General features: G+C 44.6%; 32 protein-coding genes and 1 pseudogene. 3 read left to right on the plus strand and 30 right to left on the minus strand.

Features of this window, described 5'->3' with window-relative positions:
• Positions 1-8 precede the first annotated feature (8 nt).
• From truA to rplC, 27 genes are all read right to left on the minus strand, one after another.
• The gene (truA, locus tag IM676_RS06375) at positions 9-899 is read right to left on the minus strand and encodes a tRNA pseudouridine(38-40) synthase TruA (RefSeq protein ID WP_200989434.1); all 891 of its coding nucleotides are present in this window, start codon (positions 897-899) and stop codon (positions 9-11) included.
• A 52-nt stretch (positions 900-951) separates the two neighbouring features.
• Complete coding sequence (gene rplQ, locus IM676_RS06380) at positions 952-1,302, minus strand: 50S ribosomal protein L17 (RefSeq protein ID WP_200989435.1); 351 nt, start codon at positions 1,300-1,302, stop codon at positions 952-954.
• 21 nt (positions 1,303-1,323) lie between these two features.
• Complete coding sequence (locus tag IM676_RS06385) at positions 1,324-2,271, minus strand: DNA-directed RNA polymerase subunit alpha (protein ID WP_200989436.1); 948 nt, start codon at positions 2,269-2,271, stop codon at positions 1,324-1,326.
• 300 nt (positions 2,272-2,571) lie between these two features.
• On the minus strand, positions 2,572-2,967 hold the full coding sequence (gene rpsK / locus IM676_RS06390) for a 30S ribosomal protein S11 (RefSeq protein WP_200989437.1): 396 nt from the start codon (positions 2,965-2,967) through the stop codon (positions 2,572-2,574).
• 54 nt (positions 2,968-3,021) lie between these two features.
• The gene (gene rpsM, locus IM676_RS06395; RefSeq protein ID WP_200989438.1) at positions 3,022-3,402 is read right to left on the minus strand and encodes a 30S ribosomal protein S13; all 381 of its coding nucleotides are present in this window, start codon (positions 3,400-3,402) and stop codon (positions 3,022-3,024) included.
• A gap of 114 nt (positions 3,403-3,516) precedes the next feature.
• A complete protein-coding gene (gene rpmJ, locus IM676_RS06400; RefSeq protein WP_010998333.1) occupies positions 3,517-3,630 on the minus strand; it encodes a 50S ribosomal protein L36 in 114 nt (37 codons plus the stop codon).
• Positions 3,631-3,746: 116 nt separating this feature from the next.
• Entirely contained in the window at positions 3,747-3,971 is a 225-nt protein-coding gene (gene infA, locus IM676_RS06405) for a translation initiation factor IF-1 (protein WP_006196724.1), read from the minus strand.
• Between the two features lie 202 nt (positions 3,972-4,173).
• Positions 4,174-4,728, minus strand: coding sequence for an adenylate kinase (locus IM676_RS06410; protein ID WP_200989439.1), 555 nt, complete (start codon positions 4,726-4,728; stop codon positions 4,174-4,176).
• Positions 4,728-6,041: a preprotein translocase subunit SecY gene (gene secY / locus IM676_RS06415; protein WP_200989440.1), complete on the minus strand. Its 1,314-nt coding sequence runs from the start codon at positions 6,039-6,041 to the stop codon at positions 4,728-4,730. Before secY ends, IM676_RS06410 begins: the two co-directional genes overlap by 1 nt.
• A 75-nt stretch (positions 6,042-6,116) precedes the next feature.
• A complete protein-coding gene (gene rplO, locus IM676_RS06420; RefSeq protein ID WP_200989441.1) occupies positions 6,117-6,560 on the minus strand; it encodes a 50S ribosomal protein L15 in 444 nt (147 codons plus the stop codon).
• A gap of 86 nt (positions 6,561-6,646) precedes the next feature.
• Positions 6,647-7,171, minus strand: coding sequence for a 30S ribosomal protein S5 (rpsE, locus tag IM676_RS06425; protein WP_200989442.1), 525 nt, complete (start codon positions 7,169-7,171; stop codon positions 6,647-6,649).
• A gap of 30 nt (positions 7,172-7,201) precedes the next feature.
• On the minus strand, positions 7,202-7,561 hold the full coding sequence (gene rplR / locus IM676_RS06430) for a 50S ribosomal protein L18 (protein ID WP_200989443.1): 360 nt from the start codon (positions 7,559-7,561) through the stop codon (positions 7,202-7,204).
• Between the two features lie 2 nt (positions 7,562-7,563).
• Complete coding sequence (rplF, locus tag IM676_RS06435; protein ID WP_200989444.1) at positions 7,564-8,112, minus strand: 50S ribosomal protein L6; 549 nt, start codon at positions 8,110-8,112, stop codon at positions 7,564-7,566.
• Between the two features lie 71 nt (positions 8,113-8,183).
• A complete protein-coding gene (gene rpsH, locus IM676_RS06440) occupies positions 8,184-8,585 on the minus strand; it encodes a 30S ribosomal protein S8 (protein WP_200989445.1) in 402 nt (133 codons plus the stop codon).
• A 20-nt stretch (positions 8,586-8,605) separates the two neighbouring features.
• Positions 8,606-9,154: a 50S ribosomal protein L5 gene (gene rplE, locus IM676_RS06445; protein ID WP_200989446.1), complete on the minus strand. Its 549-nt coding sequence runs from the start codon at positions 9,152-9,154 to the stop codon at positions 8,606-8,608.
• 91 nt (positions 9,155-9,245) lie between these two features.
• Positions 9,246-9,599, minus strand: coding sequence for a 50S ribosomal protein L24 (rplX, locus tag IM676_RS06450; RefSeq protein ID WP_200989447.1), 354 nt, complete (start codon positions 9,597-9,599; stop codon positions 9,246-9,248).
• Complete coding sequence (gene rplN / locus IM676_RS06455) at positions 9,599-9,967, minus strand: 50S ribosomal protein L14 (protein ID WP_200989448.1); 369 nt, start codon at positions 9,965-9,967, stop codon at positions 9,599-9,601. Before rplN ends, rplX begins: the two co-directional genes overlap by 1 nt.
• 41 nt (positions 9,968-10,008) lie before the next feature.
• Positions 10,009-10,260 carry a 30S ribosomal protein S17 gene (gene rpsQ, locus IM676_RS06460; RefSeq protein WP_200989449.1) on the minus strand — a complete coding sequence of 84 codons (252 nt, stop codon included), beginning with the start codon at positions 10,258-10,260 and terminating at the stop codon, positions 10,009-10,011.
• Positions 10,261-10,288: 28 nt separating this feature from the next.
• Positions 10,289-10,498 carry a 50S ribosomal protein L29 gene (gene rpmC, locus IM676_RS06465; protein ID WP_200989450.1) on the minus strand — a complete coding sequence of 70 codons (210 nt, stop codon included), beginning with the start codon at positions 10,496-10,498 and terminating at the stop codon, positions 10,289-10,291.
• Between the two features lie 3 nt (positions 10,499-10,501).
• Positions 10,502-10,927: a 50S ribosomal protein L16 gene (gene rplP / locus IM676_RS06470; RefSeq protein ID WP_200989451.1), complete on the minus strand. Its 426-nt coding sequence runs from the start codon at positions 10,925-10,927 to the stop codon at positions 10,502-10,504.
• Between the two features lie 3 nt (positions 10,928-10,930).
• Complete coding sequence (gene rpsC / locus IM676_RS06475; protein WP_200989452.1) at positions 10,931-11,686, minus strand: 30S ribosomal protein S3; 756 nt, start codon at positions 11,684-11,686, stop codon at positions 10,931-10,933.
• 28 nt (positions 11,687-11,714) lie between these two features.
• Positions 11,715-12,071, minus strand: coding sequence for a 50S ribosomal protein L22 (gene rplV, locus IM676_RS06480; RefSeq protein WP_200989453.1), 357 nt, complete (start codon positions 12,069-12,071; stop codon positions 11,715-11,717).
• 19 nt (positions 12,072-12,090) lie between these two features.
• Complete coding sequence (gene rpsS / locus IM676_RS06485; protein ID WP_200989454.1) at positions 12,091-12,369, minus strand: 30S ribosomal protein S19; 279 nt, start codon at positions 12,367-12,369, stop codon at positions 12,091-12,093.
• A gap of 30 nt (positions 12,370-12,399) precedes the next feature.
• Positions 12,400-13,263: a 50S ribosomal protein L2 gene (rplB, locus tag IM676_RS06490; protein ID WP_200989455.1), complete on the minus strand. Its 864-nt coding sequence runs from the start codon at positions 13,261-13,263 to the stop codon at positions 12,400-12,402.
• A 6-nt stretch (positions 13,264-13,269) separates the two neighbouring features.
• The gene (locus IM676_RS06495; RefSeq protein ID WP_200989456.1) at positions 13,270-13,584 is read right to left on the minus strand and encodes a 50S ribosomal protein L23; all 315 of its coding nucleotides are present in this window, start codon (positions 13,582-13,584) and stop codon (positions 13,270-13,272) included.
• On the minus strand, positions 13,577-14,215 hold the full coding sequence (gene rplD / locus IM676_RS06500) for a 50S ribosomal protein L4 (RefSeq protein ID WP_200989457.1): 639 nt from the start codon (positions 14,213-14,215) through the stop codon (positions 13,577-13,579). Before rplD ends, IM676_RS06495 begins: the two co-directional genes overlap by 8 nt.
• Before the next feature lie 52 nt (positions 14,216-14,267).
• Complete coding sequence (rplC, locus tag IM676_RS06505) at positions 14,268-14,903, minus strand: 50S ribosomal protein L3 (protein WP_200989458.1); 636 nt, start codon at positions 14,901-14,903, stop codon at positions 14,268-14,270.
• An 856-nt stretch (positions 14,904-15,759) separates the two neighbouring features.
• Here rplC and ndhN point away from each other — a divergent pair.
• Both ndhN and IM676_RS06515 read left to right on the plus strand, forming a co-directional pair.
• Entirely contained in the window at positions 15,760-16,248 is a 489-nt protein-coding gene (gene ndhN / locus IM676_RS06510) for an NAD(P)H-quinone oxidoreductase subunit N (protein ID WP_200989459.1), read from the plus strand.
• A 147-nt stretch (positions 16,249-16,395) separates the two neighbouring features.
• The gene (locus tag IM676_RS06515) at positions 16,396-16,935 is read left to right on the plus strand and encodes a DUF3172 domain-containing protein (protein ID WP_200989460.1); all 540 of its coding nucleotides are present in this window, start codon (positions 16,396-16,398) and stop codon (positions 16,933-16,935) included.
• A 20-nt stretch (positions 16,936-16,955) separates the two neighbouring features.
• Here IM676_RS06515 and IM676_RS06520 read toward each other — a convergent pair.
• A pseudogene (locus tag IM676_RS06520) lies at positions 16,956-17,144 on the minus strand (G-D-S-L family lipolytic protein); the annotation flags it as partial.
• Positions 17,145-17,181: 37 nt separating this feature from the next.
• Entirely contained in the window at positions 17,182-18,207 is a 1,026-nt protein-coding gene (locus tag IM676_RS06525) for an IS701 family transposase (RefSeq protein ID WP_200990024.1), read from the minus strand.
• Between the two features lie 266 nt (positions 18,208-18,473).
• Between IM676_RS06525 and IM676_RS06530 the strand changes: the two genes are divergently transcribed.
• Positions 18,474-19,115, plus strand: coding sequence for a hypothetical protein (locus tag IM676_RS06530; protein WP_200989461.1), 642 nt, complete (start codon positions 18,474-18,476; stop codon positions 19,113-19,115).
• Positions 19,116-19,139: 24 nt separating this feature from the next.
• Here IM676_RS06530 and IM676_RS06535 read toward each other — a convergent pair whose 3' ends face one another.
• Complete coding sequence (locus IM676_RS06535; RefSeq protein WP_200989462.1) at positions 19,140-20,444, minus strand: DNA cytosine methyltransferase; 1,305 nt, start codon at positions 20,442-20,444, stop codon at positions 19,140-19,142.
• Positions 20,445-20,455: the final 11 nt, after the last annotated feature.

Here is a 20,455-nt window from a genome sequence, read left to right on the forward strand (position 1 = left end):
GTTTGGTTTTAGGAGAGTGGATGAGAATTAAGATCAAGGTGATCTGCTAGGGGATATTCTAGGGGAATATTTGTAGGAAAGACCAACTTGGGCTGGGTTTCATACCAAATTTCTGGGGGAAAGGGGAAGTCTGGGTAACCGACTCTTAATAAACACAAACCCTGGGGAGGGGCGGCGTGTTTGACTTGTTCGCGCTGTTGTGTTTTCCACAGTTCGGTAAAGCTAGCCAGTGTCAGCTTGCCGGAACCTACTTGTGCTAGCATCCCTACTAACAGTCGTACCATGCCATACAAAAATCCATTGGCCTGAATTTCAATATGAATAAATGGCCCACTGCGATGACATTCTGCTGCTTGCACTTCTACCCAGGAATGCTGGCGCTTGGAACCGGCTCGGTGAAAAGCCGCTAAATGATGTTTCCCTATCAGCGGTGCAAGAGCAGCTTGGATTAAGCATTCATCCAGGGGTGCATAATAATAATGCCAACTGAAGGGTCTAACGAACAAGTTGGGGCGAGCTTCAGTATATATCGTATAGCGATACCGCCGATATGCGGCACTAAAGCGGGCGTGCCAATGATGATCTACACTCGCTGCAGCCCTAATCAGTATATCTTGGGGCAGGTAGCTGTTGAGGACTGATGCCCACTTGTGGGGTGGGATGAATCCTGTGGCTTCAAAATGGGCTACTTGGGCCGCTGCATGAACTCCCGCATCGGTTCGCCCTGCACCATGGAGGGTGACATGAAACCCCTGCACCTGCGCGATCGCTGTTTCGATTTCTGCTTGAACTGTACGGTGTTGCTTTTGTCTTTGCCACCCATGAAAATGAGTGCCTAAGTATTGAATTACTAAGGCGACTCGATGGGTAGGCTCAGTAACCGGTTGGCTTTCTAACATACAGGTTTTGTCTGTTGGTCTGGTGTGTTCCCCATGACCAATGACTGATGAACTACACTAGCTCGATGATGGCCATTTGGGCGTGATCTCCCCGGCGGTTCACGGTATGCAGGATGCGGGTATAACCTCCGTTGCGATTACCGTACCGAGTTGGGGCTTGTTCAAATAGAGCATGAACTAGTTGCTTGTCGTAGATATAGCCCAGGGCTTCCCGACGTGCTGCTAAGGAGCCGTCTTTGGCTAGGGTAATCATTTTATCTACTTCGCTACGGAGAACTTTCGCCCGGATTAATGTGGTGGTGATCCGACCATGACGGATCAGCTCTGTGCATAGCGATCGCAACAGGGCGCGGCGCTGGTCAGCTGGTTTACTGAGTTTTTTGACTCGACAACGATGACGCATAATCAATGAGTAAATTTGGGTTTAACTGTGTTTAGAGCCTCTTTCTGGGGAGAGGGTAATGCCTAAACGGCGCTGTAAAGCTTCCACTACCTCTTCTGCTGATTTTTGACCAAAGTTTTTAATTTCCAACAGGTCTTCTTGGGTAAAATCTAACAGGTCGGCCACGGAGTTAACTTGTGCCCGTTTGAGACAGTTATAAGCCCGGACAGAAAGTTGCAATTCTTCAATGGGAATTTGGGCTGTGGGGTCTTCTGGGACTTCAGCCCCTGTGTCTGTTGGCTCCAGTGAGATATCTTTCAAAGGATTGAATAGATCTACTAGAATACCTGCTGCTGAGGATAGTGCTTCTTGGGGGGATATACTACCATTTGTCCACACTTCTAACAGCAGGCGGTCTTTAGTAATTGAGCTATCCCCACGGGCTTCTTCTACACTATAGTTAACTTTCCGCACCGGCATAAATACCGAGTCAATTTGCAGAAAGTCCAAGGAAGTTGCTTCTTCCCGTCCGCGCTCTACTGTCCGATACCCTTTTCCTTTCTCAATCCGGAATTCCATTTCCAGCTTGCCACCCTCAGCTATGGTAGCGACGTACTGGGTGGGGTCTATAATTTCTACTTCACTGGGCAAATCAAAATGTGACACAGTGACTGTTGTCGGACCATTGACCAGTAATCTCCCAATCTGGGGTTGAGATGAGTAGCTTCTGAGGATTACTTCCTTCATTCTCATGAGGATTTCCAGCACGTCTTCCCGGACACCGGGGACTGTGGCAAACTCGTGGGTTACACCGGCAATTCTCACTGCTGTCACTGCTGTCCCCTCTAGATTGGACAGTAAAACCCGCCGCAGCGCGTTGCCAACTGTTGTTCCTTGACCGCGCTCTAGAGGCTCGATCACAAATTTACTATAATGGCTCCGACTTTCCTCTGTATTAGACTCTACACATTCAATTTGAAACTGCGCCACGGATTAGCCTCCCTTCTTTAAGGTGCTGCTAGCAGGCAAATCAATTGCCTCGGTGAATTTACTTTTGCTTCCCTAGCTTTCGACAAGCCAGGTAGATGTATCTGCCATTGAAAACTGGCAGTATAAGATTATCGCCGTCTCTACGGGGAGATTTTGATTTATTTTTGGTGGTCTCAACTTTAGCAGCCCTCCCTTCAGGAAGAGCTGACTTGCTTCGTACTCCCTTCCTCCCTTACACCGGAGCGGTTGGGTCTGGGGTTTGAGAAACAGTTTGGACAGTAAATGTCCCACAGGCTGCATTTAAACGCGGCGGCGCTTGGGCGGGCGGCAACCATTGTGAGGAATGGGGGTGATGTCGCGAATCAGGGTAATTTCTAGTCCTGCTCCTTGGATGGCACGAATAGCGGTTTCTCTGCCGGCTCCCGGTCCACTAACCATGACTTCAATTTGGCGCATGCCTTGATCTATAGCCCGGCGGGCGGCACTTTCCGCTGCGGTTTGTGCGGCGAAGGGAGTTCCCTTTTTGGCTCCCTTAAAACCGCTAGAGCCGGCACTAGCCCAGGAAATCACGTCGCCATTTTGATCTGTAATGGTGACAATGCTATTGTTGAAAGTAGACTGGATGTAAGCCTTGCCGGTGGGTACGTTGCGCTTTTGCTTTTTGCTGCCACCTTTTTTAGTTGGTTGTCTTGCCATATTTGTGCTGTGAATCCTAGGTAAAATTTGCTTTTAACAGTCAGGGGTAAGAGTTTATTTGCCCGGAGCCTTCTTCTTACCGGCCACTGTTTGCCTTCTCCCGCGGCGGGTTCTAGCGTTAGTGCGAGTTCTTTGACCTCTAACTGGTAAGCCCATGCGGTGGCGACGACCGCGGTAGCAACCAATATCAATCAAGCGCTTGATGCTCATGGCTTCTAAGCGCCGCAAGTCACCTTCAACTTGATAGTTGGTTTCTATTTCTCCCCGTAGAGCTGCTACTTCAGCATCACTTAAGTCTTTAACACGGGTATCTGGGTTGACACCGGTAGCGGCTAAAATTCTCTGAGACCTCGTTAACCCAATGCCGTAAATATAAGTCAGACCAATTTCAACGCGCTTATCGCGTGGGAGGTCTACCCCGGAAATACGTGCCACAATTCTTTTCTCCCTATGGTGTTCGCAATTGCTTTGACGCCGGCCTAATTAATTACCTTTGTCGTCTTTGATTATGAATTAATCTGTATTTTCACTCTTGAATGTGTGAGAGTGTTACCCTTGGCGTTGTTTGTGCTTGGGGTTTACGCAAATCACCATCACGCGACCGCGCCGGCGGATGACGTTGCATTTTTCACAGATTTTTTTGACTGAGGCTCGAACTTTCATGCCTTTTGTAATTGACTCCAAATAGTAAATTATAGCATTTTTAGGGATTTTAATTCAGTTAATTAATGGGGGAGAACCCAAAAAGATGGTTTTATGGTAAGATTTTGGGGATATAGCTATTTCTTCCTTAGTCTATATGTGATTCTGCCTTTGGAAAGGTCGTAGGGGGTTAACTCAACTTTGACGCGATCGCCAGGTAAAATCTTGATGTAATTACGGCGAATCTTACCGGAAATGTGTGCTAAGACATTAAATCCATTATCCAAGTCAACACGAAACATCGCATTGGGGAGGGATTCAGTGACAGTGCCTTCCATTTCAATCAAATCTTGCTTAGACAATTTGTTTTTTCCTCAATTCAACAATCTCCTATTGATCCAGTTGCAGCACTTGGTCTGCAAAAAAACATATTTTCAGAAATATATCAATAGTTTATTAATATATCTTAGCTAAAATTGTCCAGCCTATTATCCACAGGGGCCACAGACGCGATGAATCGCGTCCTTGGGGGGGGGAGTGGGTGACTTCCTCCCATTGTTCAGGTTATAAAGTAACGATGTGGCGCAATTGCTCAGTGACTGCTTCTTGGGACTGATGTCCATTGACCGTGACTAACTGTTGGCGATCGCGATAATAGTCAATCAATGGTGCTGTTTGAGTGCGGTAAACATCTAAACGGTGACGAATTACCTCCTCGGTGTCATCCTTTCGTCCCCGAGCGACTAAGCGTGAGACCACCACATCATCGGGAGCATCGAGATTAACAACCCTCGCCTCACCCCCATGAGTTTGTGCGAGCAACTGCTCGAGAAAAACCGCTTGTGTCACCTTACGGGGAAACCCATCCAGAATCCAACCAGACTTGACATCAGGTTGACTAAAACGCTCCTCCACCAACTCCTGAACCAACTGGTCGGGTACTAAATCCCCCCGGTTGACATAACCTTGAGCCTTAATACCCAAAGGAGTTTGCTCTTGCATAGCGTGCCTTAATATATCCCCGGTAGAAATATGGGGAATATTTAAATCCGCCGCCAAAATTTGAGCTTGAGTGCCTTTACCAGAGCCAGGAGGTCCCAAGAAAATTAATCGCGTCACTATTGTTTCACCATTCCTTCATAACGCTGAGATATCACGTAGGTCTGTACTTGTTTAGCCGTATCAATTGCCACACCTACCAGAATTAGCAAAGAGGTAGCACCCAAACCTCGAAAAGTAGGCACACCTAAAGCACTTTCCACAGCCGTGGGAATAATAGCGACAAATCCCAAAAATATCGCCCCTAAAAAAGTCAGTCGATTAATCACACGTTCAAGATACTCACTGGTAGCCTTTCCGGGACGAATACCGGGAATACTAGATCCCATTTTCTTCAAATTCTGAGCCACATCAACTGGATTAACAATTAACGAAGAATAGAAATAACTGAAGAAAATAATGGACACCAAGTAGACCAGAGCATAAACCCAAGCCCCAGAACCTCCAGGACTGAGATAAGTATTGACAATGTTAGCTATTTCAGGATTTTTGGTGAAATTAGCAATTAATAATGGCAGACTGAGAATTGCCGCCGCAAAAATAATCGGCATTACCCCCCCGGAATTGAGCCGCAGGGGTAAATAACTACGTTGTTCTGCCAATACTCGGCGACCGACTTGACGACGTGCGGAAATAATGGGGATGCGACGGATACCTTCCTGAACGAAAACAATCCCCACAATAGTTGCCAAGAATACCAATACCAGAACAATGACGCGACCGACGGTTTCTCTACCACCAACTTGTACCAAGTCAATAGTATCGCCTAAAGCTTTTGGTAAGGAGGCGACAATATTGACAAAAATCAACAATGATGCGCCATTACCAAGTCCACGTTCTGTAATCAGTTCTGAGGCCCACATGACAAACATAGAACCAGCCGTAAGAGCGACGGCTGTTTCAGCGACAAACAATGGGCCTGGATTCAAAGCAAATTGCTGGAGGAACAATGCCGAAAAAGCGACACTCTGAATAGTTGCCCAAACTACCGTGACATAGCGTGTAATTTGGGAAATCTTGCGCCGCCCTTGCTCACCTTCGTTTTTCTGTAAATTTTCTAAAGATGGAATTGCCGCGGTAAGTAATTGGATAATAATGGAGGCATTAATAAAAGGTAAAATCCCCAAGGCAAAGATGCCCAAAGTGGAAAGTCCTCGTCCAGAAAAGATATCCAATAAACCGAATACAGCATTATTACCGGATATAGCTTCAGCGAACCTAGCCCGATCAAGACCAGGAACCGGCAGAAATATACCCAGACGAACCAAAATTAAAATCCCGACGGTGACAAGCAGCCTACCTCTCAGGCCAGCTGCTTGTGCCATCTGCATAAAAGTTTCTTGAGCCGTTGGGGCTTTTTCTCGACTGATCATAGAATGCTACCTCTATAGTGAACCGGGGGGGCTAGCAGCTATCAGAGATGGCAAGTGTGCAATTGGTGTGCTCACTTAGACGATTTCACAACTACCACCAGCCGCCTCAATTTTGCTACGAGCTTGTCCTGTAAAAGCTGCTGCTTGTACCTTGAGGGATACATTCAATTCACCGTTGCCCAAAATTTTCAATGGACCCTTAGCGGTAGTGATGATCCCCGCCTCTTGGAGAGAAGTCAAAGTTACTTCCGTATTGGCAGGAAGAGAAGCGAGCTTATCTACATTAATCGTAGTGTAAATTTTGCGATTCACAATTGGGAAGCCCTTGAGCTTGGGCAAGCGGCGGTACAATGGTTGCTGACCACCTTCAAAACCCGGTCTAGTGCTGCTACCAGAACGGGATTTTTGACCTCTCATACCCAAACCAGCGCTAGCGCCTTGACCAGCGGAAATCCCTCTGGCTACGCGGCGGCGGCGTTTCTTTGACCCTTTTTGGGGTTTAACATCGTTGAGTCTCATGATGTAATTAGTTATTTTTTAGAGGTTCACTATTGACTGTTCACCGTTGCAGGCTTGCCTTAGCAAGCCGTTAACCGTCAACCATTCTAAATGTAGAGTTTTTCAATAGGAATACCGCGATCTTCGGCTACTTCAGAAAAAGTACGGAGTGTAGATAAGGCATTCACTGCAGCTCTAGCATTGTTGAGGGGGTTATTGGAACCCAGTTGCTTGGCCAAGATGTTACGAACTCCTGCCAATTCCAGTACAGTCCGGACGGCACCACCAGCAATTACCCCAGTACCGGGTGCTGCTGGGCGCATCATCACCTTAGCACCGCCACCCACGCCATCGATAGGATGGGGAATGGAGTTCGACTTAGTCATAGGAATGTCAATCAGGTGTTTCTTGCCATCGGCCACACCCTTTTTGACGGCGCCAATAACATCTGAAGCCTTGCCGACTCCGACACCGACTTGGCCACGTTCATTACCGACAACAACGATGGCGCGGAAGCTAAGTTTTTTACCTCCCTTAACTACCTTGCTCACCCGGCGAATTTGGATGACTCGCTCTTGCCAGTTAATTTCTTCTTTTTTTGTGCGGTTAGCCTTACGACGACCAGTTGCCATAATCAAATGCTCTCTATTAGTCAGTTGTCATTAGAAATCTAAACCAGCCTCCCGTGCTGCATCAGCTAGGGCTTTGACACGACCATGATATAAGTTGCCACCGCGATCAAAGACTACTTTGGTGATTCCTTTTTCCAACAATCGCACTGCTACCAATTTGCCCACTTGGGCTGATGCTTCACAAGTAGCACCTGTAGCCTTAGATTTCAACTCTGGTTCAACGGTGGAGGCTGCTACTAAGGTGTGATGCTTGGTGTCATCAATTACTTGAGCGTAAATATGTTCGTTGGAACGAAACACGGATAAACGTGGACGTTCTTGGGTTCCTTGAACTTTACCACGAACGCGCCGATGGCGACGCTGTTTTGATTCTCTACGAGTAAGTTTCATTGTTATTTCTTACCACTCTTACCAGTCTTACCAGCTTTGCGTCTGACGGCTTCACCGGCATAACGAATGCCTTTACCTTTGTAGGGTTCTGGGGGGCGCACAGCGCGAATTTTAGCGGCTGTGTTACCTACCATTTCCTTGTCGTAACCACTGACGATGACATTAGTGTTATTTTCCACAGCAAACTGAATCCCTTCCGGAGGGTCAATCTGCACTTGATGGCTGTAGCCAATATTCAAGACCAGGTTACGTCCTTGAACTTGTGCCCGGTAACCCACCCCTTGAATTTCCAGACGACGCTGAAAACCTTGGGAGACTCCCTCCACCATGTTAGCCACTAAGGTGCGGCTTAAACCGTGCATTTGCCGAGACACACGTGTGTCATCACGACGGTTGACACTTAATGTTTGTCCTTCTTGGGAGATAACCACATGAGGAGACACAGTCCGTGAAAGTTGGCCTTTGGGACCTTTCACTAAAACTTGGCTACCATCAATTGTCACTTCCACTTTGGCGGGAATAGTAATTGGACGTTTACCAATACGAGACATGATTCTTAGTTCTTTATCTTCTCTTCAAGACGCTACTACGCCAACAGTCCTGACCCTGGGGGTAATGACTACTACCAAACATAGCAAAGTACTTCACCACCTAAGCTCTGACGACGCGCTTCGCGGTCAGTCATGATACCACTGGATGTAGAAATAATGGCAATGCCGATCCCACCTAGTACCCGGGGTAATTCTTTTCTATTGGAGTAAACGCGCAAACCAGGTTTACTGACTCGTTTCAAAGCAGTAATTAAAGGCTGACGGTTTTTACCCTTATATTTGAGTGAAATCACCAAATTGCGCTTAATCCCTTCTCCTGCTTCTACAACTTCAGCCACAAAGCCTTCCTCTTGTAGTACCTTAGCAATACTACGAGTCATTTTTGTGGCTGGCACTTGTGTAGTTTGATGCCTTGCCAGGTTGGCATTGCGGATGCGCGTTAGCATATCTGCAACTGTATCGTTAGCTGCCATCGTTCCCTCTTTAGATGAACTTATTGATCGCGAAAGGGCATTCCCATTTCTTTAAGTAAGGCGCGACCCTCTTCGTCGTTTTTCGCCGTTGTGATGATGGAAATATCCATCCCACGGATTTGATCGATACTGTCGTACTCGACCTCTGGAAAAATTAGCTGTTCTCTGACCCCCAGAGTGTAGTTACCGCGACCGTCGAAGCTTTTGGGACTAATACCGCGGAAGTCTCTAATCCTGGGTAGTGACAAGCTAATTAATCGGTCTAGAAAAGCGTACATCCGTTCGCTTCTGAGGGTTACCATGATGCCCACAGGCATACCCTGACGAATCTTAAAGCCGGCGATCGCTTTTTTCGCCCTAGTCACCACTGGCTTTTGACCAGTAATCAGAGCAATTTCATTTAAAGACGCTTCTAACGCCTTGGCATTTTGAGCCGCTTCCCCCAAACCGCGGTTAACAGTAATTTTCACTAACTTCGGTACTTGATGAACGTTAGTGTACTGAAACTGATTCATCAGTTTAGGGACGATGGTTTCTTGATATAAACCTTTGAGTCTTTGTGTTGCCATAGTTATTTATCTGTATCCCTGGGCTTTGTCAGGGAGGTATGCCTGAATTGCTAGTGAGTCTCTTCGGGTAGTAAAACGGCAGTAATTCCGGTTATTTATCGAGAATTTCACCTGTCTTTTTGAGCATTCTCACTTTTTTACCTTCTGCTGTAAAGGTGTAGCAAACACGACTTGTTACGTTTTGCTTAGTAGAATAGAGCATGACATTGGAACTATGGATAGGAAATTCCTGAGTCACAATGCGACCCGACTCGCCCTCCTGCTGGGGTTTAACGTGCTTAGTCTTGATGTTGACACCTTTAACTAGGACTTTACTCAGTTGGGGTAGTGCTTTTACCACCTCACCAACCTTACCCTTGTCCTTCCCTGCGATCACTTGCACAGTGTCGCCAGTTTTGACGTGCATCTTATGAAACACTTTCGCCTTTTCCTTGGGTTTTGCCATTACAGCACCTCCGGAGCCAGAGAAACGATTTTAGTGAAGCTTTTATCACGTAGTTCCCGAGCCACAGGTCCAAAAACCCGTGTACCTCTGGGATTACCATCCTTATTGATGATCACGGCGGCGTTATCATCAAAGCGAATAGTCATACCACTATCCCGGCGGATATTATGACGGGTACGCACAATTACCGCTTCTATCACATCTGATTTTTTCACAGCCATATTGGGGATGGCATCTTTAACAACGGCGATAATCTTATCACCGATAAAACCATAACGTCTGTTACCCGCACCTAATACACGGATGCACATAATTTTTTTGGCACCGCTATTATCTGCGACAGTGAGGTAAGTCTGGGGTTGAATCACTATTAATCTCCCTTTTGGAGTTTAGATTATTGTAACAATTGTTACACAGAAGCCTTTGTATTCAAGATATCTTTGACTTGCCAGCGTTTGGTTTTACTCAAAGGTCTAGTTTCTTGAATCCGCACGCGATCGCCCACCTTGCACTGACTATGCTCGTCGTGAACCTTATACCGGCGGGTTTGTACCACAATTTTCCCATACTTAGGGTGGGGAGAGCGATTTTCTACAGCGACCACCACAGTTTTTTGCATTTTGTCGCTCACCACCACGCCGACGCGTTCTTTAATTGCCATAATCTCCTAGTTCTTATTCTGTAGTCGATTAACCCTGCTGGACTTGTTTGCGCTCAGTTTCCACAGTCAGCAGTTGAGCCAGGCGGTGTCGAGCGTGTCGGAACTCATGGGGCTTTTCCAATTGTCTTGTGCTAGCTTGCAAACGCAGTTGAAACAGTTGTTTTTTCACAGAGACAATTTCCGAGACCAGTTGCTCATCAGTTAATTCCCTAGCTTCTGAAATCTTGGGAAGAGCCATAACCTACTCCTGCTCCTGTAGTTGAGAACGCACAATAAACTTAGTTTTAATTGGCAGCTTATTAGCAGCCAAACGCATAGCCTCGCGAGCCACCTCTTCAGGAACTCCAGCGATTTCAAACATAATGCGTCCTGGCTTGACCACCGCCACCCAAAACTCTGGAGAACCCTTTCCTGAACCCATCCGGGTTTCAGCCGGCCGCATAGTAATAGGTTTATCTGGAAAAATCCGGATCCAGATTTTACCACCCCGGCGGATATAACGAGTCATAGCCCGACGGGAGGCCTCAATTTGCCGGGAAGTAATCCAAGAAGGCTCCTGAGCCTGGAGGCCGAAATCACCAAAATTAATATTACAGCCGCGGCTAGCCAGACCCTGCATCCGGCCGCGCTGTTGTTTACGGAACTTAGTTCTTCTAGGACTTAACATACCTCATCCCTCATTAGATCGGTCTTCAAATTGCTGACGACGGCGCTGTTGTTGACGACGACGAGGCTCCCGTTCCCGTGGAGTGGATGGAGCGGTAGTTTCCTCCTGTCCTGGGATAATTTCTCCCTTAAACACCCATACCTTAATACCCAGAATCCCGTATATTGTTTTAGCCGTGCAATAAGCGTAATCAATATCAGCGCGGAGGGTATGTAAAGGCACTCTTCCCTCACGAGTCCACTCAGTCCGAGCGATTTCTGCACCATTGAGGCGACCGCTGATCTGAATTTTAATGCCTTGAACGCCAGCACGTTGGGCCCGTTGAATAGCTTGTCGCACTACCCGCCGAAAAGAAACGCGTCGCTCCAACTGTTGAGCAATATACTCACCAATCAAAGACGCATCGGCATCGACCTTTTGGACTTCCACAACATTAATGCGAATCTGACGATTACCGCCGAGCATTTGTTGTAGTCCCAACCGCAGTGACTCAATCCCTTGTCCACCGCGACCGACAACCACACCCGGTCTAGCCGTGTGTACTTCCAAATCAATCTGGTCAGCCTTGCGCTCAATGCGCACCTCGGAGATTCCCGCGTTATTTTGAGCCAACCGACCCAGCTTTTGCTCTATGTACTGGCGGAGTTTGTGGTCTTCTTGTAAAAGTTCTGGATAGCGTTGAGGAACTGCAAACCAACGGGATTGATGCTCCTGCGTAATACCCAGACGAAAACCAACTGGATGAATTTTCTGTCCCACAAATGCTTCCTCTTGTCAACTTCTTAGATTACTTAGCAGCATCAGCAGCCACCGCCAAAGTGATATGACACGTTGGCTTACGAATTTGGTAAGCTCGCCCCTGGGCTCTAGGTTGGAACCGTTTTAGTACCGGACCTTGATTAGCATAGGCTTGAGTAATCACCAATTGCGTCCGGTCTAAACCGGCATTATGTTCCGCATTAGCTGCAGCACTTCTGAGCAGCTTCAGCACTGGTTCACAAGCTCGATAGGGCATGAATTCCAATATAATCAGTGCTTCTCGGTAAGACAGCCCCCGAATTTGGTCAAGGACACGACGCACCTTATAGGGAGACATCCGGATATAACGAGCGATCGCCTTTACTTCAGTAGTATCAATAGCCATAAATTTTTCTAACTAACAACTATCTCCCTGCCTTTTTATCACTTTTCCCATGGCCTCTGTAGGTACGGGTGGGGGCGAACTCTCCCAACTTATGACCTACCATTTGTTCATTAACAAACACTGGAACGTGTTGACGACCATTGTGAACAGCGATCGTATGACCTATCATTAAGGGCAAAATTGTTGAAGCTCGTGACCAAGTTTTAATAACTTGTTTTTCGTTTTTAGCGTTGAGCTTTTCAATTTTACTCAGCAAGTGATCCGCTACAAAAGGACCTTTTTTCAGAGAACGACCCATAATTTCGACTTTGGATTTTTTGACTTGAGACTATGACTGACGGCCACCACGTCCCCGTTTAGAAGACTTCCGACGGCGACGCACGATCAACTTACTGCTAGCCTTCTTAGGCTTGCGTGTTTTCGCGCCCAAAGCGGGTTTACCCCAAGGTGTTACAGGACCTGGTCTACCAATAGGCGCTCTACCTTCACCACCACCATGTGGGTGGTCTACCGGGTTCATCACACTACCTCTGACCTTAGGACGGCGACCCTTCCACCGATTGCGTCCGGCCTTACCGGCGCTGAGATTGCGCGCGTCGGTGTTACCTACCTGTCCAATAGTCGCATAGCATTCTTTACGAATCATTCGCACTTCCCCAGAAGGCAACTTGAGGGTGACATACTGACCCTCCTTAGCCACCACCTGGGCATTAGCGCCAGCGGCCCGGACAATTTGCCCGCCTTTACCTGGTGTCAGTTCCACATTATGGACACTAGTACCCAGGGGGATATTAGACAGTGGTAAAGCGTTACCATCCTCAAAGGGAGAGTCAGGACCGGCGATAATTTTCGCCCCGACTGGTAACTTATTGGGGTGAAGGATATAACGCTTTTCCCCATCTTCATATAAAACTAGGGCGATGCGGGCGTTGCGATTGGGGTCATATTCAATGGCGATGACCTCGGCGACAATGTTACGTTTATCCCGTTTAAAGTCAATAATCCGGTAAAGTTGCTTGTGTCCGCCACCCCGACGACGGCTAGTGATGCGCCCTTGATTATTCCGACCCTTAGCGCGATGTACATATTCTGTGAGTGACTTTTCCGGTTCTGATTTGGTAATCTCGGCAAAGTCAGAAACAGTGACCTGACGCGTACTAGGGGTATAAGGGCGATAAGAACGAGTACCCATTTTATTTTATACCTCTGGGAATAGAACTTGTCTAACTTTCTCTTCGTCCCCAGGCGCTACAGTGACAATAGCTCTTTTATATTGGGGCTTGTAACCAATAAATTTACCCACACGACGTTGCTTGCGTGCTGGAAGCATGGTATTTATTTTTACAACTTTGACCTGGAACAGGTCTTCAATTGCGGCTTTAATTTGTGGTTTGGTGGCCTTTGGAGTTACTTCAAAAGTATATTTGTTTTGCTCCATAAGGATGGTCGCCTTTTCAGTCACAATCGGGCGACGCACTAAGTCCGGAAGATTGCGGGGGTCAAACTTAGGCACTATAGACCTCCTGAATTTTTGCTAAAGCTGATGATGTGACGACAATTTTATCAGCGTGCAGCAAGTCGTAAACATTGAGTTGGTCTGCTGCAATTATCTTTAAATTGGCGATATTCCGGGCTGATAGATAAACGTTATCTGCCTTTTGAATCTCCGGCAAAATCAACAACGTCTTAATTTCTGGTGCTGCTCCCCAACGAGCTAGGGCCGAGACTAACTCTTTAGTTTTGGGGCGGGATAACTCGTTGTTAAAATCTTCAACCACAATCAAGTCTTCCCCACGGCTGACGAAAGCGGTTCGCAGTGCTAAACGCCGTTCTTTGCGGTTTAATTTCAGGTAAAAATCTCTGGGTTTGGGTCCAAAAATCACACCGCCACCACGCCACAGTGGAGAACGAATAGATCCAGCACGAGCGCGACCGGTTCCTTTTTGCCGCCAAGGTTTACGACCGCCGCCTCTGACTTCGGAACGAGTTTTAGTACTAGCAGTTCCCTGGCGAGAGTTGGTCATTTGTCTGACCAAGGCTCGATGGACAATATGAGATGCTGTTGATTCTTGAGCAACTCTTAACTCAAGGGTCGCTTGTCCGACTTGTTCTCCTTGCCAATTTTTAACTATGCTTTCCACCATTTTTATGTCCTTTTGTGTTTTTTGCCTTTTGTCTTTAGTTCATGAGTAATGACTACTTACCAACTTTCTTTGCAGGCAGAATATTCACTAAGGACCCCGGTTTACCAGGAATGGCTCCTTTAATTAATAGTAAGTTGCGTTCCGGGTCTACTCGCACCACGGTCAACTTGCGAATTGTCACACGAGTACCACCTAAACGCCCTGCCATGCGTTTTCCGGGATAAACACGACCGGGGGTTGTACCGGCGCCAATGGAACCCGGCGCTCTATGGTTTTTGGAACCATGTGACATCGGTCCGCGTCCAAAGTTGTTGCGCTTTTGGTTACCCGCAAAACCGCGACCGATACTAGTACCGACTACATCGACAATTTGACCGGCAGTAAAAATATCCGCCTTAATTTCTTGCCCTAAAGTATAATCACTAGGGCTTTCTGTGTGATATTCGTTTAAATGACGTAAAGCTGGAGCAGATGATTTTGCCAAGTGGCCCAGCAGAGGTCTATTCAACGCCTTGGGTTTAACTTCACCATAACCGAGTTGGATGGCGCTATAACCGTCGGTCTGTTTTGTTTTAACTTGTGTAACAGTGCATGGCCCTGCTTGAACGACGGTCACAGGAATTGATACTCCTTCTTCGTCAAAAACTTGGGTCATGCCCAGTTTGGTGCCGAGAATACCTACAGACACAGTAACTGGTTCTCCTTATATACTTGCTGGTTTTGGAATCAGACTCTTATTGACACTTTTACACTTGTATCAGTGCCGATTGAGGTTGGACGACCCTCGGAGTTTTCGGGTAGATAGTACTACACCATATCTTTCAGGACACAATCAGTGTCTTTACTGTTTGGTGAATCCGTTTACTTTCACTCACTTGGTCACCAGAACAGCCACAAGCTTTTTTTCTTGGGGAAAAAATCACTTTGGGAATCAGAGCAATGCTTTTTAGCTTTGCGCTTTGTGCAGTAATGCTTTCGTCCAAGCAATTACCTAGGCACTTTCTGGAGGCAGTGCAGTTGGTTTTTCGCCATAATTTGCTACTGCCGTGCTGTAGTGGGACTTAAGCGGGGTTTTTGCCGCTCAGTATCCGTTAACTAAGTCTGTTGCAATGTTGTTAAACTAACATTGTGCCTCAGTTGTTGTTTCACTCAACACGTTAATCTTAAACTACAGCTTAAGATTTTCCCTGGTTTTTCAGGGCTACAGGAGTGAATGTAGTGGAGAGTCGTGCATGGGCTAGCTGGATTTAGCCACTAACTCTTTGTTAACCTGGGAGTCTTTCTAGTTTACCAGTCTCTGACAACTTTGAGCCAAGTTTATGATTGGCTACAGATGTTAAACATTTAACAAATCTCAGAGAATTGATAAGTTAGTGTTTTGCGATCGCAGGTCACAATCTAACATCATAAATCATCTATTGAGTTTTGTCGAGAAATCTTCAAAATAGTTTTTGATGACAGGTGATGGTGTGAATACTTTAACCTAATCTTGGTTGAGGGTGAATAATAGAGATATCTGAGTGGGATAAGACGAAAGAAAATTTATGGCACTAATTACCACTGGCAACGCTTTAATTCGCGATCTGGAAAAATTTGGTTCTCTTGGTGTGTACGTACCTTTAGAAGGGGGGTTTGAAGGTCGATATCGCCGCCGGCTGCGGGCTGCTGGCTATGTTGATCTTCATATTACTGCCAGGGGATTGGGGGACGTAGCGGCCTATCTCACGGGAGTTCACGGAGTGAGGCCACCTCACTTAGGTAAAAAAAGCACTAGTACTGGTGCGGCGGTAGGTTATGTATATTATATTCCACCGATTGTCACCTATAATCTAGAGCAGCTACCACCAAAATCAAAGGGATTGGTGTTGTGGATCATCGAAGGGAATATTCTCGCAGATCAGGAAGTTGAGTTTTTAGCAACCTTACCTAGCTTGGAACCACGAGTAAAAGTAGTAGTAGAGAGAGGGGGGGCGCGGGCTTTCCGTTGGCAACCTCTCAAAGATACATATTCTGCTAGTTATCAAGCTGTCTAGTCAAGGGAGCGATCGCCACTTGTGAAACTAATTCCAGTGGCGATGTCCCTCTGCCCAGTGGCAAAAGAGAAATACAATTAAGAATCGGCATACTTTGACACTCTCAGGTCTAAAGACACTGAGATTCCCTCTTACCGCGATATTTTTATGAGACGTAAATCGACTGGTAGATCCGCTAATACCGCTAAATCCTCGGCTTTACAATCGCCATTGTTCAACATCTCTACTATCGCCATTTTGGCAGGGGTGCTAGTCTTGGGTATTGGAATTGGTATTGCCTTTAGTTCCACAACCACTTTAACCCCGGCAAATGTGGCTTCTCGTGAATTCATAGACACCAAAGCCCCCAACCCGGAAATTTGCGTACAGTTTGGGGCTAGTGCCATGGTAATGGATGCGAGGCTGTTTGTGACTCTCAACCCGTTTAACGTCTATGTTGCTCAACCTAGTATGCGTCCTGGGTGTGTTCTGCGCCAAAATAACTGGGCAATTTTAGAGCAACGTAACCTTGTATCATCAAGCCAAGTCAGAGAATGTAGAAGTCGTTTAAATACCTTTGGCTTTACAGGTAATTTGGACAGTGAAAATCCTGATATTAGATGTATTTACCAGAATCAAGCTGCTCAAAACTTTTTTACCTCTCAGCCGGGAGCGGTGACCCAACCCCAAGAAACAGAGAGGTTTTAGAGAAATTGGGAAGTCGAAATTTACACCCCCTGATGGGGGTTAATTTTTGCAGTCACCTTCTGATTATAGGCTGCTAGTGCTTCCCAGTTGAGCACATCTGCTAACAGAGTTTGATAACCGAGGGTATTGGGGTGAAGACCATCGGCGCTTAAACGTTGCAACCGCCACAATTCACTATGTGCCATCCAGTGATCAAAAATATCTAAGTAGGACTTACGCATTGACAAAAAATATGATCTATGATATCTAGATCATGCGATCGCTATTAAGATTAGCAAAAATATGCTCACGTACAACTAAAGTAAACAGATTCCGTTGTATTTCATACCAATTGCTAATTATTTTTTCAGAGCGCATAAACTCCAACTTAACAAAAGCTTGAAGTGAACAAAAGATGTGAGTCTTAATTGCATGAGTATCCCTAACCATGAACCGACAAATTCCACATACTTGTTTTATGGCTCGATGAAAGGTTTCAATTCCCCAATGAGTATCATGAATTGTCATAAATTCATTTCTAGTTATATCCTCGATTCTTTCCTCATCTGGAAGATACAAAATATAGTGTCTAGAGTCTTCTTTTTTAAAGTCTTTCCTCAACAACTTTATAAATCCAAATTCTTTCAGATGAGTCCTTAATCCTTCTTCGGGAATAGCCAGAGTGCTTACTTGACAATACTTGTGTGGCTCATTTGAAACAGTTCTATTTTTTTCAATTCCGAAGAGAAAACCCAATTTCTGGTTTTTTAGGAATTTCAAATTTTCTACTCCTGAATACCAACTATCACCTGTTACAATTCTGGGTTTGACTCCCCAGCTTATTATTTCACTTACCATTTCTCTAAAATAATCGTTTTTTGTTTTTCCCTCCTTTTTATCATATATTCTGTAATTTATTGGCACTGAATTACCATGAATATCACTGTAATATAGAGTGATTAAATTTAAGCCAATAATTGTTTTATGGGCTTTACCTGACCAAAAATAACCGATTAATTCAGCATTTTTGGGGTCGCTGTAAATCTTTTCTATCACTGTATCATCTACACTTAGTATTCCTCCTACCAAGTTAATAACTTTTTCTATAATGTTGAATAAATCTTTCGGTTCATATCGCTCTCTCAATAAAAAGCGATTCACACTATCATGTGAAACGTCTCCTAATATCTCTGCTAACCTACTGCACCCCCCAAACTTTGGCTCTGACAGTAAAAATAAGGTGTATAGGTCTAGATTGCATTGCGCTGTGGATGGTTTCGTGATTTTTCTAATTGTCTGATACCTAGCAAGTAGACGACCTATATTTATCAATTCACTATTTTGTTATTCTGTCAATGCGTAACTCCTATTTACGTTTTTTTCCGAAATTGGGATGAGCAATCGTGTAGCTAAACATAAACTAATTTGAAAATTTTTGTAGCTAATGATAAAGTTATAGTCATTGCTGATTAAATCACTATATTAAAAAAAAGGTAACAACAAGAATCAAAACTTTTTTTTATTTATCTCAAATTAAGAAATACAATAGGTTATAAAATATGTATAAATGCTTAGGTTTTTTTTGGGATTTATCTAATTTCATAATTTTGATAGATTTTGTTAAAAGCTTTTTCATTATAGTAGGTGGAGCAATTGCTTTAGCTAGTTATAGAGGTCAAAATCGACAGAGAGCAATAGATAACAGCTTAAACTCTCTCAAAATGTTTGAAAAAACTATACAAAACAAAGATATAGAGATTTGGAAAAACGTATATAGCAATACTTATGAAGGTAGCGGAGCAGATCCATATCATTTTATTGTGTTTTGTGAAGAAAATAAAACAAAGCAAATACCAGTTTGCGACCTTTTTATCTCTGAGGGTAAGGGATTGTGTCTTGCTCAATCAAAATTAAATAAAGATGAAGAAATTTGCGACCTTGAACTAGGTTCTATACGGCTTATAGCAGAGCAGCTAAATCTAATAGGTTACGAAGTTTTGTATGGAAATGTAGAATTAAGAATAATTTATTATGAATTAGGACAAATAATTGACATTATATGTAAATGGATTAATGAAATACAAGACAAAGAAGTAAAAGCATCTGTAAAGTTTATGTTCCCCTATTTTATGAAAATGTGCCGCAAATATAAACGAACTATGAATTCTATTCCTAGCAAAATTTATGTTAACTTTTGCTAGGCAAATATAAGTTTTGTGGGAATATTAGTTTTTATCTGAGTATTCGCTTCTTTTTCTCGGCTGTATTATCTGGGAATCAACACCGTAATATTTAGCTGCTGCTGTCATATCCAAATTAAGTAACCTTTCATCTCCTAAATCTTGTATTTTTGTGGGTTTATCTAACTTGACATCTAAAGATTTAATAATTTCTAAGCCCACAGCTTTAGCTAATAAAGGAGGAACAGAATTACCTATCTGTCTAAATCCGTGCCATTTTGTGCAATGAAACCTAAACCAATCAGGATAAGAATGTAACCGCGCTGCTTCCCGCACAGTAATACATCTGGGTAGAAAAGGATGTATAGGTCTAGGGGAGGTAAAAGCTCCGCGGTTGCTGGGTGTACCTGCTCTGAGAGTATTACAAATTCCTTGGGGGTCGAGTTTATAGAAACGGCTAATTTTTTCGGTTGTACCAGCAGGTGTAGCTGCAAATCTGGTCATAGACTCTAAACTATGCTTTGTTCTTAAACTGGAGGTCAAGATTGTAGATTCATAGTGACGTTGATATCCAGAGTCATTATTTGTAGAATTTAAACCACGTAGTAATAGACCGTAATCACTCGGCTTTCCCAACTCTGCAACTACCCAATCACGTTGATATAATTGATCATATTTTTCAATCTCTGGTAAATCTTGCAGTGCATCCCACACTGTAGGAGTTAAGTTTAATTGATGAGAGAATCCTGATTTCTTTTGTTTAGCTGGTTGAGTAATGGGGTCTGGATAATTTGGTAATTCTAAATCATGACGACAACCGAGAATAAATAACCGTTCGCGATTTTGGGGAACTCCAAAATGGGCAGAATTTAAAACCTGATATTTTTGCCTAACTTGATAACCATTAGTCTCAAATTCATTAATAATTTGTGCAATAAATTCTTGATGTTTTCCCGCAGTCATTCCTTTGACATTTTCCATGACAAAAAACTTGGGCTGGAGTGCTAATACTAATCTAATGTAATGAAATACTAAGGAATTTCTAGGGTCTTGAAAAGAACGTTTACCTATTAATGAGAATCCCTGACAGGGCGGACCACCAAAAACGACATCAATTTCTTGATTACCAATAGCCGAATTTTGTCTAATATGTTGACTGGTAGTTTCTTCAATAGGCTGACATAAAATACTCCAAAAAGGAAAATTAAACTCGTGGGTTGCACAGTGGATAGGGTCGATTTCTACAGATGCTAATACATCAAAGCCAGCTTGTTCAAAACCGAGGGTCATACCCCCAGCACCAGCAAATAAATCGACGGCGATGGGTCGTTGTTGGTAATTTTTTTCCATGTAAGCCTTAA

It is taken from the genome of Anabaenopsis elenkinii CCIBt3563 (assembly GCF_015245355.1).
In the GTDB taxonomy this organism is placed as follows: domain Bacteria; phylum Cyanobacteriota; class Cyanobacteriia; order Cyanobacteriales; family Nostocaceae; genus Anabaenopsis; species Anabaenopsis elenkinii.

Coding starts and splice junctions, on each gene's coding strand:
- IM676_RS06515 (WP_200989460.1), top strand. CDS start 16,396: ATGAGACGTAAATCGACTGGTAGATCCGCTAATACCGCTAAATCCTCG.
- secY (WP_200989440.1), bottom strand. CDS start 6,041: ATGATCAGTCGAGAAAAAGCCCCAACGGCTCAAGAAACTTTTATGCAG.
- rplD (WP_200989457.1), bottom strand. CDS start 14,215: ATGGTGGAAAGCATAGTTAAAAATTGGCAAGGAGAACAAGTCGGACAA.
- rplX (WP_200989447.1), bottom strand. CDS start 9,599: ATGGCAAAACCCAAGGAAAAGGCGAAAGTGTTTCATAAGATGCACGTC.
- IM676_RS06530 (WP_200989461.1), top strand. CDS start 18,474: ATGTATAAATGCTTAGGTTTTTTTTGGGATTTATCTAATTTCATAATT.
- rplO (WP_200989441.1), bottom strand. CDS start 6,560: ATGAGACTCAACGATGTTAAACCCCAAAAAGGGTCAAAGAAACGCCGC.
- rpsQ (WP_200989449.1), bottom strand. CDS start 10,260: ATGGCAATTAAAGAACGCGTCGGCGTGGTGGTGAGCGACAAAATGCAA.
- rpsE (WP_200989442.1), bottom strand. CDS start 7,171: ATGGCAACTGGTCGTCGTAAGGCTAACCGCACAAAAAAAGAAGAAATT.
- rplQ (WP_200989435.1), bottom strand. CDS start 1,302: ATGCGTCATCGTTGTCGAGTCAAAAAACTCAGTAAACCAGCTGACCAG.
- rplR (WP_200989443.1), bottom strand. CDS start 7,561: ATGAAACTTACTCGTAGAGAATCAAAACAGCGTCGCCATCGGCGCGTT.
- truA (WP_200989434.1), bottom strand. CDS start 899: ATGTTAGAAAGCCAACCGGTTACTGAGCCTACCCATCGAGTCGCCTTA.
- rplP (WP_200989451.1), bottom strand. CDS start 10,927: ATGTTAAGTCCTAGAAGAACTAAGTTCCGTAAACAACAGCGCGGCCGG.
- rplF (WP_200989444.1), bottom strand. CDS start 8,112: ATGTCTCGTATTGGTAAACGTCCAATTACTATTCCCGCCAAAGTGGAA.
- IM676_RS06535 (WP_200989462.1), bottom strand. CDS start 20,444: ATGGAAAAAAATTACCAACAACGACCCATCGCCGTCGATTTATTTGCT.
- rplE (WP_200989446.1), bottom strand. CDS start 9,154: ATGGCAACACAAAGACTCAAAGGTTTATATCAAGAAACCATCGTCCCT.
- rplV (WP_200989453.1), bottom strand. CDS start 12,071: ATGGCTATTGATACTACTGAAGTAAAGGCGATCGCTCGTTATATCCGG.
- rpsK (WP_200989437.1), bottom strand. CDS start 2,967: ATGGCAAGACAACCAACTAAAAAAGGTGGCAGCAAAAAGCAAAAGCGC.
- rpmC (WP_200989450.1), bottom strand. CDS start 10,498: ATGGCTCTTCCCAAGATTTCAGAAGCTAGGGAATTAACTGATGAGCAA.
- rpsS (WP_200989454.1), bottom strand. CDS start 12,369: ATGGGTCGTTCTCTGAAAAAAGGTCCTTTTGTAGCGGATCACTTGCTG.
- rpsH (WP_200989445.1), bottom strand. CDS start 8,585: ATGGCAGCTAACGATACAGTTGCAGATATGCTAACGCGCATCCGCAAT.
- rplB (WP_200989455.1), bottom strand. CDS start 13,263: ATGGGTACTCGTTCTTATCGCCCTTATACCCCTAGTACGCGTCAGGTC.
- ndhN (WP_200989459.1), top strand. CDS start 15,760: ATGGCACTAATTACCACTGGCAACGCTTTAATTCGCGATCTGGAAAAA.
- rpmJ (WP_010998333.1), bottom strand. CDS start 3,630: ATGAAAGTTCGAGCCTCAGTCAAAAAAATCTGTGAAAAATGCAACGTC.